The organism is Streptomyces sp. NPDC013457 (assembly GCF_043089925.1).
GTDB lineage: Bacteria > Actinomycetota > Actinomycetes > Streptomycetales > Streptomycetaceae > Streptomyces.
Genome location: NZ_JBICBL010000013.1, coordinates 93,345 through 107,150 on the forward strand (window position 1 = coordinate 93,345; position 13,806 = coordinate 107,150).

The window sequence follows — 13,806 nt, forward strand, 5'->3', positions numbered from 1 at the left end:
GCCATCCCTCAGGAGCCCGCAGTTGCCACTGACGTACGAGACCTGGAACGAGCATGAGGAACAACAGTGCACCGGCGTGCGGCGTCATCGCCGAAGTGCTCGGCGACTGGCAGCAGGCGTTCGACGACCACCGGCCAGCCGAGATCGCCGCACTGTTCACCCCTGACGCGCAGTTTCAGGGCATCAGCCCGCGCCTTCGCATCGGCCGGGCAGAGATCGCCGGTTACTACGAGGATGTCGCCGACGGCGCCAGGGCAACGGTGGAGGTGCTCCACGGCATGGTTCTGGACGACGGGTTGGCCGCCGGCTTCGCGGACGTGACCTTCTCGGCTCTGAGCGGCGAGCTGTTTCCCGTACGGCTCTCCGTAGTGGCACAGCGGACAGCAGCGGGCACCTGGCTGATCCGCCAGTATCACGCGGCGCCGCGTTGACCCGGATTCCGGCAGGTGGAAGGGGGAGGCGTCGCTGGATGACCTGCTGGCGCTAAAGAACGCCCGGGCTGCGATCGAGACGGCGGGCGGGTTCGAGGCCCAGCTGGCGGAGCTGGAAGCCCTGGAAGCCTACCGGGACAGCAACTACACGGCGCTGGTTGAGCGCTTCTTCAAGCCGGACCGGCGAGAGGTCGATCCGGTTGATCTTCGACCTGACTGTCGTGTGCCGCGGCCGCTTGCCCGGGCCCGCGAAGTATCCCTTGCGCTCCAGCGCCATCAGATGGTGGGAGACGGATGAGGTGCTGGCGAGCTTTACGGCCGTGCCGATCTCACGCATTGACGGCGGGTAGCCCTGGCGGGCCACAGCGCGCTCGATGAACGCGATGATGGCGGCCTGTCGGCCGGTGAGCCCGAACATGTCGGAGTGGACGCCCGGCGGACGCCCGGGGCGACCTGCGGTTTCGACAACGCACCGGCCCTTTCGGCGTGCAGGGCGCCCGCCTGAGTCGCCCGTGCTGAACCTTCGCTGCAGCTCTCGCACCCGTTACTCCGGCCGTCGTCCCGGCGGGGCCGGTAGACAGGCACGTGCGGCGACATGATCAAGGGCGCCAGTCGGACGTGCTGGGGCGGCAGAGGGTGGCCGCATCCTTGGAGGATGCGCCACCCTCATCGTGGGCTTTGCGCTGGAAGACGCATGGTGCCCAGTCCCTGTTCCGTGGTGGAGCCACAACGCCAGGGAAGTCCCGGAGGTTCCCGGAACCGGCGCCCTCTGAGGGTGTCATCGCCGGTGCCGCTAGGCAACGCCAGTCTGGCGGAAATTGAATCAACGATTCGGGTTTACCTCACGTGAGCTGGCCTTTCAGGCTCGAGGCCATCTCATCCGGCCATGAGTTCGGCCCTGACAGGGTGTCCGTGCCAATTCGTTTGTGAATCAACTCAGTTGAGAAGATAGAGACGGATTGTGATCGCGGGATTACTGGTGAGAAGATCCGACAGGTCCGGCGATCAGGGTCTGGAAGCCCCGCCGGGCGTTTGGTGGAGCCCGTCATCAGTCGCGCGTCCCCGCGGAGGCGCGACTGGTAGTGATCAGCAACGACACGTGAGGGAAGTCTGTCATGCGCACCTTCGCACCGGCCGGAGACCCCGGCCCCCACAACCGCCCGCTGACGGGCGGGGAGATCGTACTCGTGATCATCGTGATGATCATCGCGGCCGCTCTCACTGTCGCCGGACCGCCGGCATTCGGAATCGTGGAGCTGCTCGGCGGCACCGCCGTATGTGTCCTGCGACTGCTGCGTGCCAGCGGTTGCAGCGCGGGAGTTCAGGAAGCGCGATGACCGTCGAGCTCAGCAGTGGCGACCCGACCGAGCGGTATCCGCGTGTCCGCTGCGATCTCCTGTGCGTTGGTCCTCTTGCAGAGTCCCCCGGCGCACGTCTCGCCGGCATGCTGCCGCCGGCCGGTGCCACCGCGTCCGTCGGCCCGAAATGCCGTCAGTACCATGCCCACTGTGAATTTTCAGGAACTGGTGGAAGAGCAGACGAGTCTTCGCGATGTCCCGGCGGTAGCGGCGGGTTCGTCGGTGGCGGGCGTACGCACGACGGCCACCCACGGGCCGGTGGCGGTGACGGCGGAATCGTGTTTCCGTATCGCGTCGCTGACGAAGGTCTTCACCTCCGCGGCGCTGGTCCGCACGTTGCGGGACAAGGGCGTCCCGTTGGGCACACCCGTCGTCGAACTGCTTCCCGGCCTTGCGCCGGACTGGCGGGCCGACGAGAGCCTCACCATCGAGCAGACCCTGGGTCAGGTCTCCGGCCTGCGCGAATCGGTGGACGCGGCAACCGTGAAGGCTTTGGGTGATGGGGACAGCGCGCTCCTGGAAGCCGCCCGGCTCGTGGTCCGCGCTGGCAACGAGCGGGAGCCCGGCGAACGGTGGTCCTACTACAACGGCAACTACTTCCTGGCCGGCTCGATCCTTGCGGCCCTGAGCGGCACGACGTTCGAGAGCGCGCTGAAGGGAAACCTCCTCGACCCCTGGGGTCTTGCACGGACAGGTTTCGAGACCTCGGCGGCGTCCGTCACCGGGTGGAACGGCACGACCGAACTCCCGCTGCTCGGCTATCCGCGCACCCGTCGGCCCAGCGGTGGCCTGTGGTCGTCGGTGTCGGAGCTCCTGGCTGTCGGCGAGGGCCTGCTCGCCGACCGGGCTCTCCTGAAGGAGATCAGTCGTCCGCGCACCCGGTCCGACGACCCCATGGCCTACGGGCTTGGTTGGGCCCTGGGGCGGTCAGGCCAGATGTATCTCAACGGACGGCTGCCCGGCTACCGAGCTGCCATGGTCCTGGTCCCGGACCGGGACTACGTGAGCGTGGCCCTCGCCAACCAGGAGACCGCCCTACCCGCGTTGGCGCGACTGCTCAGCGACATGCAGCAGCCCCTGACCGGGGACGACATCGCCAAGGCGGTCAACGACTTCGCCGCCTGAGACCTCGCTGGTGAGACCGGGGCGTCGCCGTCAGCGGTTGACCTGGGCCATCAGCTCGCGGTTGGCCGCCCGCGCAGCTGCGAGGTCATCGTCCCGATCGGCCAGATCCCTGCGCAGGTCGAAGACCTGCTGCTCCGTCCTTGACCTGCTCGCGTTCGTCGTCGGTGAGCCCGTCGAGGTCGGTCTTGACGCGGCGGATCAGTGTGATCGTCGGTCTCCATGCAGTCCCAGGGCAAGCACCCGATCTCGTCGGGGCGCCGACCGGTGTCGATGAGGATCTCGATGGCGTGGCGCATGTGCTCGCTGCCGTCGCGGATCTCGTCGAGGGTGGGCAGCCGCTCGCATAGCTGGCTAAGGATCTCCTTCGGCAGGGCTCTGCCCGGTCCTTCCTCGGTGATGACCGGGGCATGTCGTGCCATCGCAGCGCGAAGGGGTCGGGCAGGTTGGCGAGGATCTCGCCGGGCCGGGTCAGGCCCAGGTTGCGGACTTCGTGAAGGAACCGGCTGGTGAAGCGGCAGACCGTCGTGCGGCGGAAGGCGCTGATCTGCCGGTGTGCGCCAGGTGAGCCACGTACTGCGTGAACATCTCGATGTCGCTTCGGCCGAGCGCCGCCATATCCGCTCCGCCGTCCTGACGGGAGCGGACCAGACTCTGCGAGAGGTAGCGCAGGCAGAGGACCATGTCGGAGAGTCCGTTGGGGATGTTCTTGCCGTAGCGGCGGGGGATCTCGTCCAGCACCCACGTCTTGCAGGCCCGCCGCATCTACTCCTGGTGCAACGGCATGAAGTCCATCTTCCGCCACTGGCCCAGCCCGAAGGCGCCCATGTTCCAGACGTCCTTGATCTGTTCCAGTTCCGGAGAGGAGACGGCGGCCGCGAGTGCGCGGCGCATGCGGTTGGCCATGCCGCTCAGGTGGGTGTTACGGGGGACCTGGACGTCGTCAAACTGCTCGACGCGTTGCTCGCGCAGGTGCCGGACGACGCCTCGCAGCAGGATGGGCGGGGTCTTGACCTCGGCGTCCGTGCGGGCCTGAAGGACGTCGAGGATCTCGGCGGTCACCAGAGTCGGCAGACCTCGCAGGCTCAGCGCAGTGGACTCGACGTGCCGGGCTCGGTGCGGCACCACGTCTCGAAATCAGCGTCGGGGACTTGCGCCTCTTGCCACCTCGTCCAGTGGGGAGGGCAGAACAGGTTTGAGCCGTTCGCCTGGTGCCGGTGGCAGGCGTCCACCGAGCACAAGCCGAAGCCCGGCAGCGGGCGAACGCGCGAGTCGGCGAAGAACTCTTCCAGCGGCGGACGCCCCAGCTTCGTGAACAACTCGCGGTGCCGCATGCACATCTGCGTGCGGGACGACGTCCAGGGGCGCCGGCACTTGGGGACACGACACCCGCCCGAGATATTGCTGATCTGTTTTGGCTCGGTGGCCAGGAAGTCCTCCGGCGTTTTGCCGCTTCGCTTCCAGCTACCGCGGCATGCCGAGCACAACCCCAGCTCCGTGTTGCGGGCCGCTGCCCAGCAGCCGGCACGGGCACAGATGTGCATGCCGAGGAAAGGGTGGTCGGGTGAGGGCCGAAGGATCCGCGACTTCTCGTCCCAGTTCAGAACGTCCAGCGTCTCCAGTCGGATCAGAGCGCGCAGCCGTTTCGCGCGGGCAGGCAGCAGATCCGATGCGGGAGCGGGCACCAGTTGCAGGGCCGTGGTCATCCGTTCCTCCTGGGAGCGAGAGCGCCGACCCGTTCGACGGCGGACCGCAGCCGCTGCGGATCGGGATGCAGGTAGACCTGCGAGCTGGCTGCGCTGGCGTGTCCGAGCAGGTCGGCGATCTGGGAAGTACGAGGTGACGGTGAAGACGGAGGCACCGCCTCAGGCCGGCGACGAAGCACCCGTCTTCCGAGAGATCGTCCCGATGCCGGAACAGCCCCAGGACCGCAACGAGCAGATCATCGTGGTAGGCACAGGGATGTCCAGATCCCGGCCGCCTCGGTCGACTCGACGAGTGCCTTCAGCAGGGCGGACGCGACGCCCCGGCCGCGCGCGTCAGGGTGCACGTAGACGGAGTGCTCGACCACGCCCGCGTACGCGCAGCGGTCGGAGACCTTGGTCGTGGCGACCCAGCCGAGGGCCCGGCCGGTCTCGTCGACGGCGGCGAAGCGGTGCTTCGGCAGCTTGGTCGCGTCGAACTGCTCCCAGGTGGGGGCGGTGGTCTCGAAGGTGGCGTTGCCCTCGTCGATGCCGGCCTGGTAGATCGCGACAACCTGCGCAGCGTGCTCAGCGACGAGAGGCACGACCCTGGTGGGGGCGGTCATGCCGCCGCGGCCTTGGTGAGCAGCTGCCCCATCGCCGCCAGTACGGCCGATTCGACGCGGTAGTACACCCAGGTGCCGCGCCGCTCGGAGGAGAGCAGGCCGGCGTCCTTCAGCTTCTTCAGATGGTGGGAGACGGTCGGCTGGGAGACGCCGACGTCGGAGATGTCGCACACGCACGCCTCGCCGCCCTCGTGCGAGGCGACGGCCGAGAAGAGTCGCAGGCGGACCGGATCACCCAGCGCCTTGAACATCTTCGCGGTCCGCTCGGCCTCCTCGGCGGTCAGCGGGCGCTCGTTCAGCGGCGGGCAGCAGGGCTCGACCTCGGGCTGAAGCAGCGGCAACACGATGGCGTTCGACATATGTCTATGTTGACACACGTCGAACCAGTCGCCCAGGGGCTTCTCTGCCGAGCTCCCGGCCGGGCGGACTGGATGCCCTCGATCACGGTCGCGTCCTCCTGTTTCATGAGCCACCTCACGAATTCGATGAATGTCTATGTTGACGCCCGTCGATGTAGATGCCATCCTGGGCAGGCAAGACATCGACAGACGTCGAAGCAAAGAAGGGAATCGTCGTGATCGCCACCGACCACCTGCCCGTCCTCGTGATAGGGGCCGGCCCCACCGGTCTGGCCGCCGCCGCCCACCTCGTCGAGCGCGACCTCGAACCGCTTGTCCTGGAGGCCGGTGCGGCCGCCGGTGCGGCAGTGCGGGAATGGTCGCACGTACGGCTCTTCTCCACCTGGGGCGAGGTCACCGACCCGGCCGCCGAGAAGCTGCTCGCGCCGACCGGCTGGGTGAAGCCCGACAAGACGACCTACCCGACCGGCGGCGACTGGGCGGAGCAGTACCTTCAGCCGCTCGCCGACGTCCTCGGCGACAAGATCCGCTTCGGCGCGACGGTTACCGGCGTCTCCCGGGCCGGCCGCGACCGCATCGTGGACGCCGACCGAGAGACCCAGCCCTTCGTCGTCCACGTCGCGTACGCCGACGGCCGCGAGGAGCGGCTGTTTGCTCGCGCGGTGATCGACGCCTCCGGTACGTGGTCCACTCCAAGCCCGACCGGCGCCTCCGGTCTCCCGGCCCTCGGCGAGAAGGCCGCCGCCGACCGGATCTCCTACCGGGTCCCAGACCTCAAGAACCCGGCCGTCCGCTCCCGTTACGCCGGGAAGCGCACCGCCGTGATCGGCTCCGGCGCCTCCGCCTTCACCGCGCTCGCCACCTTGGCCGACCTGGCCGGGGCCGAGGAGGGCGCGGGGACGAAGGCTGTCTGGATCCTGCGCCGCGGTATCTCCGGCTCCACCTTCGGCGGTGGTACTGCCGACCAGCTCCCTGCCCGCGGCGCCCTCGGCCTCGCGGCGAAGGCGGCCGTGGACGAGGGGCACGCCGACGCCGTCACTGGCTTCCGCACCGAGGAGATCGAGCGCGACAGCGACGGTCGGCTGGTCCTGGTCGCCGAGGACGGCCGCCGCCTCGACCCGGTTGACGAGATCATCGTCCTCACCGGCCTCCGCCCCGACCTCTCCTTCCTCTCCGAGCTGCGCCTCGGCCTCGACGAGCGCCTCCAGGCACCGGTGAAGCTCGCCCCGCTGATCGACCCCAACCAGCACTCATGCGGCACCGTCTACCCGCACGGTGTCAACGAGCTCTCCCACCCCGAGCAGGGCGTCTACCTCGTAGGCATGAAGTCCTACGGCCGCGCCCCGACCTTCCTCGCCCTCACCGGCTACGAGCAGGTCCGCTCCATCGTTGCCGCCATCGCCGGCGACCGGGAATCGGCCGAGCGCGTCGAACTCGTCCTTCCTGAGACCGGCGTGTGCGGCGGTGCCGGCCTGTTCGAGCAGCCCGACACCGGGCAGCAGGCTGACGGCAGCGGCTGCTGCGCCCCGGCTCCCGCACTTATCCAGCTCGGCACCAGCACCGCGGCCGGCCCCGCCGGCTGCTGACCCCACCCACCACCTGATCGGCAGGAGAACCGTCATGACCCGCGTACAACTCGCCCTGCGTGTCCCCGACCTTGCAGCCTCCGTCGCGTTCTACACCAAGCTCTTCGGCACCGAGCCCGCCAAGCTCCGCGACGGCTACGCCAACTTCGCCGTCACCACACCGCCCCTCAAGCTCGTCCTCATCGAAGGCACGGAAGGACAGCCCACCCGCCTGGACCACCTAGGCATCGAAGTCGACACCACCGAGGAAGTCCACAGCGCGGCCGGCCGCCTGAGCGAAGCGGGCCTGACCACCAGCGAAGAGAACGACACCACCTGTTGCTACGCGCTCCAGGACAAGGTCTGGGTCCACGGGCCGGGCCAGGAGCCGTGGGAGGTCTACGTGGTCAAGGCCGACGCCGACACTCTCACCAAGCAGCAGCGCAGCACCTGCTGCGCCAATACCCCAGAGGCCGAGGCCAATCAGCAGTCGGCCACCGTGGGCAGCCGGTGCTGCTGACCCGCCGATGACCAACCTTCACACCAGCGAGGCCGCGACCTGAACGGAGGACCGGTCGCGGCCCCGCGCCGTGCTTCCCTCCCTCTGCGCCACCCAGATCACCAGCTGGGGAATCGTCTACTACGCCTTCCCCCCGTCAACCCGCAGATCACCCAGGCCACAGGGTGGCCCGCCGAAGCCACCACCGCCGCGTTCTCCCTCGCTCGTCAATCTCCGCGCTCGCCGGTATCCCTGTCGGCCTGCCACTCGACCACCGAGGCCCCTCACGCGGTCATGGCCGTCGGCTCCGTTTCCTCGCAGAGGCAACTCTCATTGTTGTGGCCACGACCCCGAACCTGCCGGTGTTCTCACCGGTTGGGTGCTGGTCAGTAGCCCGATGGCGGCGAGCTTCTACCAGCCCGCCTTCGCCCCACTCACCCATTGGTGGGCCCTCCGACCACGAACCGACACTTGAGCTGCCTCAATGACGTTCTAGTGCGCGCACTCAACAGCCTCAGCCCCCGGAGAAATCCCTCTGCCAGTCGCATCAGGCCGAGGTCACCGAGCTGCATTAGCCCAAGCGGGCCGTCGGCGTGATGCACGATGCCCGAGCTGCTCCCTGACCTGCCCAAGCTCCAGACACTGGAGCGCTGGCTGGTGCTGTCCCTGGACCGCGTCTGCAGCCGGATCGCCGAGGCCGAGACCAGCGACGCCTAGCTCCGACCGGTCTGGCACCTGCCGCAAGGACCGAGCTGGGTCATCTCCTGCCTCCGCGAGTGCGCATGCCCGTCGCGGACAGCGTCCACATCGGCGACTGCGCGCTCGCAAGCCTGCAGTAACGGCCACTCGCCCCCGGGACCTTGGCCAAGAACTGCCCCGGACCGTCATCACCCGTCTACTCGGGCTCAGCAGCACCTCGGCCGGACGCTGGAATGCAGACGGCCGGTGGGCGAACTATGCCGCCACTGCCATCAGCCGAACGGATGACTCATCTCAGCAGGCAGATCGCTGCGCGGTAGCCCTTCACTCGTAGGTGTCGGATCTCCGCAGTAGCTCGCATACTCTGCGAGTGATCACGCCAATTTCACTGAACGTTTCGGTCGGCAGTCGGGCTCAGGCGCCGAAGTGAACCTGCGCGGCCCAGCGCGTCGGATCGTCGGCGAAGCGTTCGCGGAGCAGCCGGGTCGCTCTGTGGGCCGCGTGCGCCGAATATTCGAGCCTGAGGTTCCGGTCCCAGGTGGACAAGGCGTCGTAGAACCAGAACGCGAAGCACGCCGCGGCTCCGTCGCCGACGTTCCAGAGCGTTCCGACGACGTAGGGGTATCCCACCAGTTGGAAGGCTGCGGCCAGGTGCAGTGACTCGTCGAGTAGGGACAAATTCGCCATGAACGAGGTCCGGCAGGCGGACAGGAAGGCCAGCTGTGCGTCACGCAGATCGAGCGGCAGCAGGCTGCCCACCGTGAGCGGCTCGGTCTCGTGGTCGGCGAGAAAGAGCCGACTCCGCACGGGGTCCTGCGCATCGGCGCCACCGTGACAGGCGAAGTGAGCGATCGTGGAGCGCCGGAGGTACCGCAGCACGGTGTCCTTCTCCGGCCGTTCGCGCGCCGGATCACCGGAGTCGAGCAGAAGGGGGTGCGGAATCATTCGCGTGATCACCCGCGCCTCGGCCGCCACGCCGGGCAGATCGTCCAAAGGTCCCGGGGTCTGCGGCAACGCGACGATGAGGCTGACGTGTGCGGCTGGAGGTCGTCGCCGTTTCCGGGAATGGCAGAGCGCGGTCAAGCTCGGGGTGTAGGACGACACCACGCGATCGAGCACCGAACGGCCGCTTGAGGTGTGGTCGCCCGCAGCGTGCAGCGGAAGCAGGGCGAGCAGGCCTGTCGGGACCCACCAGATCCGAGGCCACTCCCTCTCGTCGTCCTCATGCACGGGCCCGAGGCAGAGGGCGTCGAGCACGGGCCCGGTCGCGGCTTCGTACAGCCAGGTGAGCACGTCGCTCATGCCCTGGGCCGGCTCTGGCTGAGGCATGTCCGGCCATCCTGGTTGTGTGCGAAGAAGTCTCAAGAGCTTCTCGGCTGTGGCCTTCTTCGTGAGGCGCGGAAGTTCCAGGGAGCGAATCCCGTGGCCGGTCACGAGGATCGCGTCGCTGCCGTAGGAGCTGATGTTGAAAACGACGACAGGGCCGTCCGAGGCTTGGCGTTTCAGTTCGGCGAGGCTGGGCCGACGGCCGAACTCGCTGAACCCGTCGACGGCACGGATCTCGAGCAGCGTCTCGCGGAGCCGCTCGTCGAGTCGTCGACGGTCCGTGGCTGACCCGTACACACGTCCGAGTTCGGCACGCAGTTCTTCGAGCCGTCCGGCCAGGTGCGGATCGGCGTCCCGAAGCCTTGCCAGGTCGCGCCTGAGCTCAAGACCCTGGCCAAGCAGAACGCCCCGGCCGGTCTCCAGCAGGACCAGTGCCCTGGCGGCGCGCTCCTCGGGCGAGACCCTGGGGTCCCGCAGCGCGAGCGCCGCGGCGTCAGCAGCGAGGCTGCTGTAATCGCTGAGCATGCGTTGCCGGTCTTTGAGGTCCAACCGCCGCAGTGCGACGGTCTCCAGCAGCGGAACGACCGCCTGCAGGAAGTCGGCGGCACGGCCGGGATCGTGTACCGCGGTGAGTTCTGCCGCCGCCTGCGCCGCGCGGATTCGCACCACCGCGATTGCGTCGGCTCGCTCCACGACTTTGGCGAACTCGGCTACCGCCGCTTCCCGATGGGCGGGTTCACCGGTGGTCTTGAACCGAACCAGCAACGCGGTGGCATAGCTCGACTGGTCCTTCGCCCACCCCGGGACACTGGGATCGCTCAGGCCGATCGCATGCCGATGCGCCTCGATGGACGCGTCCAGGTCGCCCTGATCGCCCAGGCGCCGAAAGCGTCGTCGTAGTGCTATGCCCAGGTTGTTGAGGTACGTTGCCCGGTCCTCGTCCGATGCCTCCGGAGTCTCCGAGGCCGACCGCAGCACATTGATCGCCCGGTCGATGTCGGCCGGGACGGCGGTCAGCTCGAACCGACTCCGCAACGCGTTGCCGAGGCCGTTGCTGAAGTGCCCGTGAGCAGGACTTGTGGGATCGGCGCCGGCCACAGCCTCTGTCAGCGCGCCGACAGCGATGTCGAGGTCTTCGGGATCGTTGCTCAGCGAAAACCGCTCCATCCGGAAGATTCCGCGGTTGGAGAGCAGGGCCCCTCGCTCTGGATGGTCGGGCCGCGCCAACCGGACGGCCACGTCATTGGCCCGGATCGCGGATTCCAGGTCTTCCGACGCGCCCTGCGCCTCGTAGCGCATCTTGAGTGTGACGGCGAGATTGGCGTGACAAGAGACCTGGAAGAGGTCCTTCGCGGGGGCCCGCTCGATGGCCCGCCGGAAAGAATCCTCCGACCGGTCCAGGTCTGCCACGTCCCCGGTCCGTCGGTATCTCTCGCCCAGCCACTGGCCCAGTACGTCGTGGAAACCCGCAGGTTCCATGCTGCCGCCGACGATCTGGGCCGCGACGTCCATATCCGCGATGGCGGCGTCGAGATGGTTGCCTTCGGCTTGGCGGAATGCCAGCCTGACCAGCTCCTCCGTCAGCTGCCGGCGAACCTGTCCGTCAAGGTTTTCCGCTGCACCCGGCTCCCGCCGGATGATGGCCAGCGCTGCCTGGAACCGTTCCTCATCATCGTGCAGTTGTGCGGCCACGGCGAGGAGCGACGCCAGCAGGCCGAGAACCTGCAGACGCGAGTCCCGCTCCTGTTCGGGAAGGAGCTCGGCCGCTGTGCTCAACGCCTCGATAGCGCCGTCCAGGTCCATCGAGCGGCGACGGCGGCATCGAGTCCAGAGTGCGATTCCGAGGTTGCTCCAGGCCGCCGCGAGATCGAGGCTCCCCTCACGAGACCCAGAGTCGGGATCGGAAGCCACCACGACACGGAGCAAGTCGATCGCTTCGTCGAGGTCCTCGGGGCGATTCCGTTGGAGGAGAGCGCCACCGAGCTGGGCCCGGACCGCCGTGAGGTCCTCCTGCGGCAGAGACGCCAGCGCTGCCCGGAAGTGCCTCACCGCCGCTTCGATGTCGAGGCGGTCGCATGCACCGTTCCGGGTGAAGCGCTGCACCATGCCTAAACCTGCGGCCCAGTGCCTCAGCCCTGCGTCCGCGTCGTGCGTCGGGGAAGCGTCAGCGGCCTGTGAGGCATGGGCGGCACTCTCAGCGAGATCGACGGCATTGCGGATGATGAAGAGGGCGCCATGCCGCTCCCGTAGATCCTCCAGGAATGCCGACAAGGTCGCCCGGTCGCCTCCCTCCGCAACGGGCAGATCATCGATTCGGGATGCCCACAGTTCTGCCGAGGCGAACAGCTCGCGGGCCGCCTCCTGCCATTGCACGGACTGAGGTGGAACCGCCTCGAGCGCACCCCGGCCGTGGTCAAGAGCGCGCATCAGATCGGCAGGTACGCCGGTAAGTTTGAAGCGCGCTCGCTCGTGCATACCCAAATCGCTGAGCAATGCCGCCCGCTGAGCGTCGACCTGCCTCGTGAGCGGGACGGCTTCCTCGCACGCTTCGATCGCCTGCTCCAGATCGGCCAACTCATGGGCCAGTTCGAAGCGGTGCGCCAGCAGGTTCTCCAACTGCATGAGACCCGGCACCCGATATTCGGACCCCGGCGGGAGCACCGTCAGACCTGCACGAGTCATGCCGAGCGCCTCATCGAGGTGCTCGCGGCGGAAGGTGGCCATATAGCGTGTGCGCAGGGCACTGGCCAAACCCAGCAGTACCTCTCCCCGATTCGGCGCCTCCCCTGGTGTGCGCTCCGCAAGGTGCTGCCAGCCGTCCACGAGGCCGGGGATGACTTCTGTCCGGAGTTCCTCCGGCAGGCAGTCCCTGTCCTGTTGCAGGACAAGCTGGAGCGAGAACTGGGCTCTATGGAAGTCCGGCTCCCCGTGCTCGAAGCCGAGAACCTTGAAACGCTGCCAGTGGAACTCGCCGAGGACGGCGATCGCCCGCACCTCAGCCTCGCCCAGCTCCGACAGATCGAGAAGAGCCTGCGCAACCTCCAGCGCTGGAGCGTCAAGGAGTTCGCTGAGCTCCCCGTTGCCCTGGTGCCGGTCCAGTACCGCGCGAAGCTGCCCGGCCAAGTCCGTCGCTTCCACCCGAACCCCCGGATCGGCTGAAGTAGGTCACACCAAGGAACTTGATCTGCCGTGCGCTGATGACGACTCTATGTGTGTCCGTGAGGTCCCGCTGTTCGCCGTCCGGGCCCGGCCGGTACTCGAATGGCGGCCCGAGCGCGAGTTCGCGGTCGCCGGTCTCTTCCGGATTCGGGGAGTAGTGGTGAACCTGTCCGGCCAGGTAGGAGCCGTCGATCAGCTCGCATCCCACCCGGATCCACTCGGTCCCGTTGGCCCGGGCGTTCATGTCGAAGAGAACCCACCAGGCGGAGGACTCCGGATTGACCGAGAACGTTCGGCGCGGAAGAAACCGTGCGACGAGTACCGCGAACAGCACCGCGAGGAGCAGCAGCGCCGCCGCCCACATGAGAGTCTCGGCGTAGTGCGCGTGAACGTAGCGATCACGGTCGCGGACGATCCGACCTACGTCCGGGGTCTGGCCGGGCGCGACAATGCGTACGCAGGCGAAGAAGATCAGTGCCGCAGCGTTGAACCCGACACTCGCGAGCACCACGCGCGAGGTCTCCCGGAGCGCCGTCGAGGTCCGCTCCGGACGATGACGGTCCCGGACTGCCGCATAGGTAAACCCTGGTGCGAGCAGGATGATGAACAACAGCAGGCTCGTGAAGGTCGCCGGCATCGATCAGGAGCTCTCATCCGTAATCGAATCGTCGTCCAGGGGTCGTTGCACGTCGTCCGAGACCTCGATCGGACGGGGGATCTCTGCCCCCGGCGCGAACGCTTGCCCACGAAGGTCGTCGTCGCCAAGCAACGACTCCAGTTCGTCCGGTAGATCACCCACGTGTCTCATCACATCCCCACCGCCCAGGCCATGGTTCACAGCCTCACACCGTCACGGCGTCAGATTGGCAGGGGCGGCCGCACACGACAAGCCCCCTCATAATGCTGACCTCGTAGCCACTGCCGATGTCCGCCTAGGTCAAGACCAGAGCGTGCGACCGGGCATCGCCTCCTCCAGGCCG

At 67.8% G+C, this 13,806-nt stretch carries 12 protein-coding genes and 2 pseudogenes; 6 read left to right on the plus strand and 8 right to left on the minus strand.

What is annotated here, in order from left to right; genetic code table 11:
• The first annotated feature begins 53 nt into the window (after window positions 1-53).
• Complete coding sequence (locus tag ACF1G2_RS30280) at window positions 54-431, plus strand: YybH family protein (protein ID WP_391801352.1); 378 nt, start codon at window positions 54-56, stop codon at window positions 429-431.
• A 52-nt stretch (window positions 432-483) separates the two neighbouring features.
• On the opposite strand, the gene ACF1G2_RS30285 is transcribed toward ACF1G2_RS30280, so the two are convergent.
• Window positions 484-849 carry a hypothetical protein gene (locus ACF1G2_RS30285; RefSeq protein WP_391801353.1) on the minus strand — a complete coding sequence of 122 codons (366 nt, stop codon included), beginning with the start codon at window positions 847-849 and terminating at the stop codon, window positions 484-486.
• A 697-nt stretch (window positions 850-1,546) separates the two neighbouring features.
• Between ACF1G2_RS30285 and ACF1G2_RS30290 the strand changes: the two genes are divergently transcribed.
• Window positions 1,547-1,768, plus strand: coding sequence for a hypothetical protein (locus ACF1G2_RS30290; protein WP_391801354.1), 222 nt, complete (start codon window positions 1,547-1,549; stop codon window positions 1,766-1,768).
• Between the two features lie 171 nt (window positions 1,769-1,939).
• On the plus strand, window positions 1,940-2,914 hold the full coding sequence (locus tag ACF1G2_RS30295; protein WP_391801355.1) for a serine hydrolase domain-containing protein: 975 nt from the start codon (window positions 1,940-1,942) through the stop codon (window positions 2,912-2,914).
• A gap of 468 nt (window positions 2,915-3,382) precedes the next feature.
• Here ACF1G2_RS30295 and ACF1G2_RS30300 read toward each other — a convergent pair whose 3' ends face one another.
• From ACF1G2_RS30300 to ACF1G2_RS30320, 5 genes and pseudogenes are all read right to left on the minus strand, one after another.
• Window positions 3,383-3,676 carry a hypothetical protein gene (locus tag ACF1G2_RS30300; RefSeq protein WP_391801356.1) on the minus strand — a complete coding sequence of 98 codons (294 nt, stop codon included), beginning with the start codon at window positions 3,674-3,676 and terminating at the stop codon, window positions 3,383-3,385.
• A complete protein-coding gene (locus ACF1G2_RS30305) occupies window positions 3,677-3,973 on the minus strand; it encodes a hypothetical protein (protein ID WP_391801357.1) in 297 nt (98 codons plus the stop codon).
• 23 nt (window positions 3,974-3,996) lie between these two features.
• Entirely contained in the window at window positions 3,997-4,617 is a 621-nt protein-coding gene (locus ACF1G2_RS30310; protein WP_391801358.1) for a hypothetical protein, read from the minus strand.
• Between the two features lie 257 nt (window positions 4,618-4,874).
• Window positions 4,875-5,219, minus strand: a pseudogene (locus ACF1G2_RS30315) (GNAT family N-acetyltransferase); the annotation flags it as partial.
• Window positions 5,216-5,578 (minus strand): ArsR/SmtB family transcription factor, encoded by a 363-nt coding sequence (locus ACF1G2_RS30320; RefSeq protein ID WP_391801359.1) that lies wholly within the window; start codon window positions 5,576-5,578, stop codon window positions 5,216-5,218. The pseudogene ACF1G2_RS30315 and the gene ACF1G2_RS30320, both read right to left, overlap by 4 nt.
• Window positions 5,579-5,787: 209 nt before the next feature.
• Here ACF1G2_RS30320 and ACF1G2_RS30325 point away from each other — a divergent pair, with 209 nt between their 5' ends.
• The 3 genes and pseudogenes from ACF1G2_RS30325 to ACF1G2_RS30335 all read left to right on the plus strand — a co-directional run.
• Window positions 5,788-7,164, plus strand: coding sequence for an NAD(P)-binding domain-containing protein (locus tag ACF1G2_RS30325; RefSeq protein WP_391801435.1), 1,377 nt, complete (start codon window positions 5,788-5,790; stop codon window positions 7,162-7,164).
• A gap of 34 nt (window positions 7,165-7,198) precedes the next feature.
• Window positions 7,199-7,663, plus strand: coding sequence for an ArsI/CadI family heavy metal resistance metalloenzyme (locus ACF1G2_RS30330; RefSeq protein WP_391801360.1), 465 nt, complete (start codon window positions 7,199-7,201; stop codon window positions 7,661-7,663).
• A gap of 70 nt (window positions 7,664-7,733) precedes the next feature.
• Window positions 7,734-8,093 (plus strand): annotated as a pseudogene (locus tag ACF1G2_RS30335) (MFS transporter); the annotation flags it as partial.
• Between the two features lie 662 nt (window positions 8,094-8,755).
• Here the strand turns inward: ACF1G2_RS30335 and ACF1G2_RS30340 are convergent.
• Both ACF1G2_RS30340 and ACF1G2_RS30345 read right to left on the minus strand, forming a co-directional pair.
• Entirely contained in the window at window positions 8,756-12,790 is a 4,035-nt protein-coding gene (locus ACF1G2_RS30340; protein WP_391801361.1) for a CHAT domain-containing protein, read from the minus strand.
• Window positions 12,723-13,463, minus strand: a complete 741-nt coding sequence (locus tag ACF1G2_RS30345) for a DUF6338 family protein (RefSeq protein ID WP_391801362.1) — start codon at window positions 13,461-13,463, stop codon at window positions 12,723-12,725. The genes ACF1G2_RS30340 and ACF1G2_RS30345 overlap by 68 nt, the downstream gene beginning before the upstream one ends.
• Between the last annotated feature and the right edge of the window lie 343 nt (window positions 13,464-13,806).

Excerpts from the sequence above, each read along its gene's own strand:
- ACF1G2_RS30345 (WP_391801362.1), bottom strand. The coding sequence starts at position 13,463 with ATGCCGGCGACCTTCACGAGCCTGCTGTTGTTCATCATCCTGCTCGCA.
- ACF1G2_RS30300 (WP_391801356.1), bottom strand. The coding sequence starts at position 3,676 with ATGCGGCGGGCCTGCAAGACGTGGGTGCTGGACGAGATCCCCCGCCGC.
- ACF1G2_RS30280 (WP_391801352.1), top strand. The coding sequence starts at position 54 with ATGAGGAACAACAGTGCACCGGCGTGCGGCGTCATCGCCGAAGTGCTC.
- ACF1G2_RS30330 (WP_391801360.1), top strand. The coding sequence starts at position 7,199 with ATGACCCGCGTACAACTCGCCCTGCGTGTCCCCGACCTTGCAGCCTCC.
- ACF1G2_RS30320 (WP_391801359.1), bottom strand. The coding sequence starts at position 5,578 with ATGTCGAACGCCATCGTGTTGCCGCTGCTTCAGCCCGAGGTCGAGCCC.
- ACF1G2_RS30285 (WP_391801353.1), bottom strand. The coding sequence starts at position 849 with ATGTTCGGGCTCACCGGCCGACAGGCCGCCATCATCGCGTTCATCGAG.
- ACF1G2_RS30290 (WP_391801354.1), top strand. The coding sequence starts at position 1,547 with ATGCGCACCTTCGCACCGGCCGGAGACCCCGGCCCCCACAACCGCCCG.
- ACF1G2_RS30310 (WP_391801358.1), bottom strand. The coding sequence starts at position 4,617 with ATGACCACGGCCCTGCAACTGGTGCCCGCTCCCGCATCGGATCTGCTG.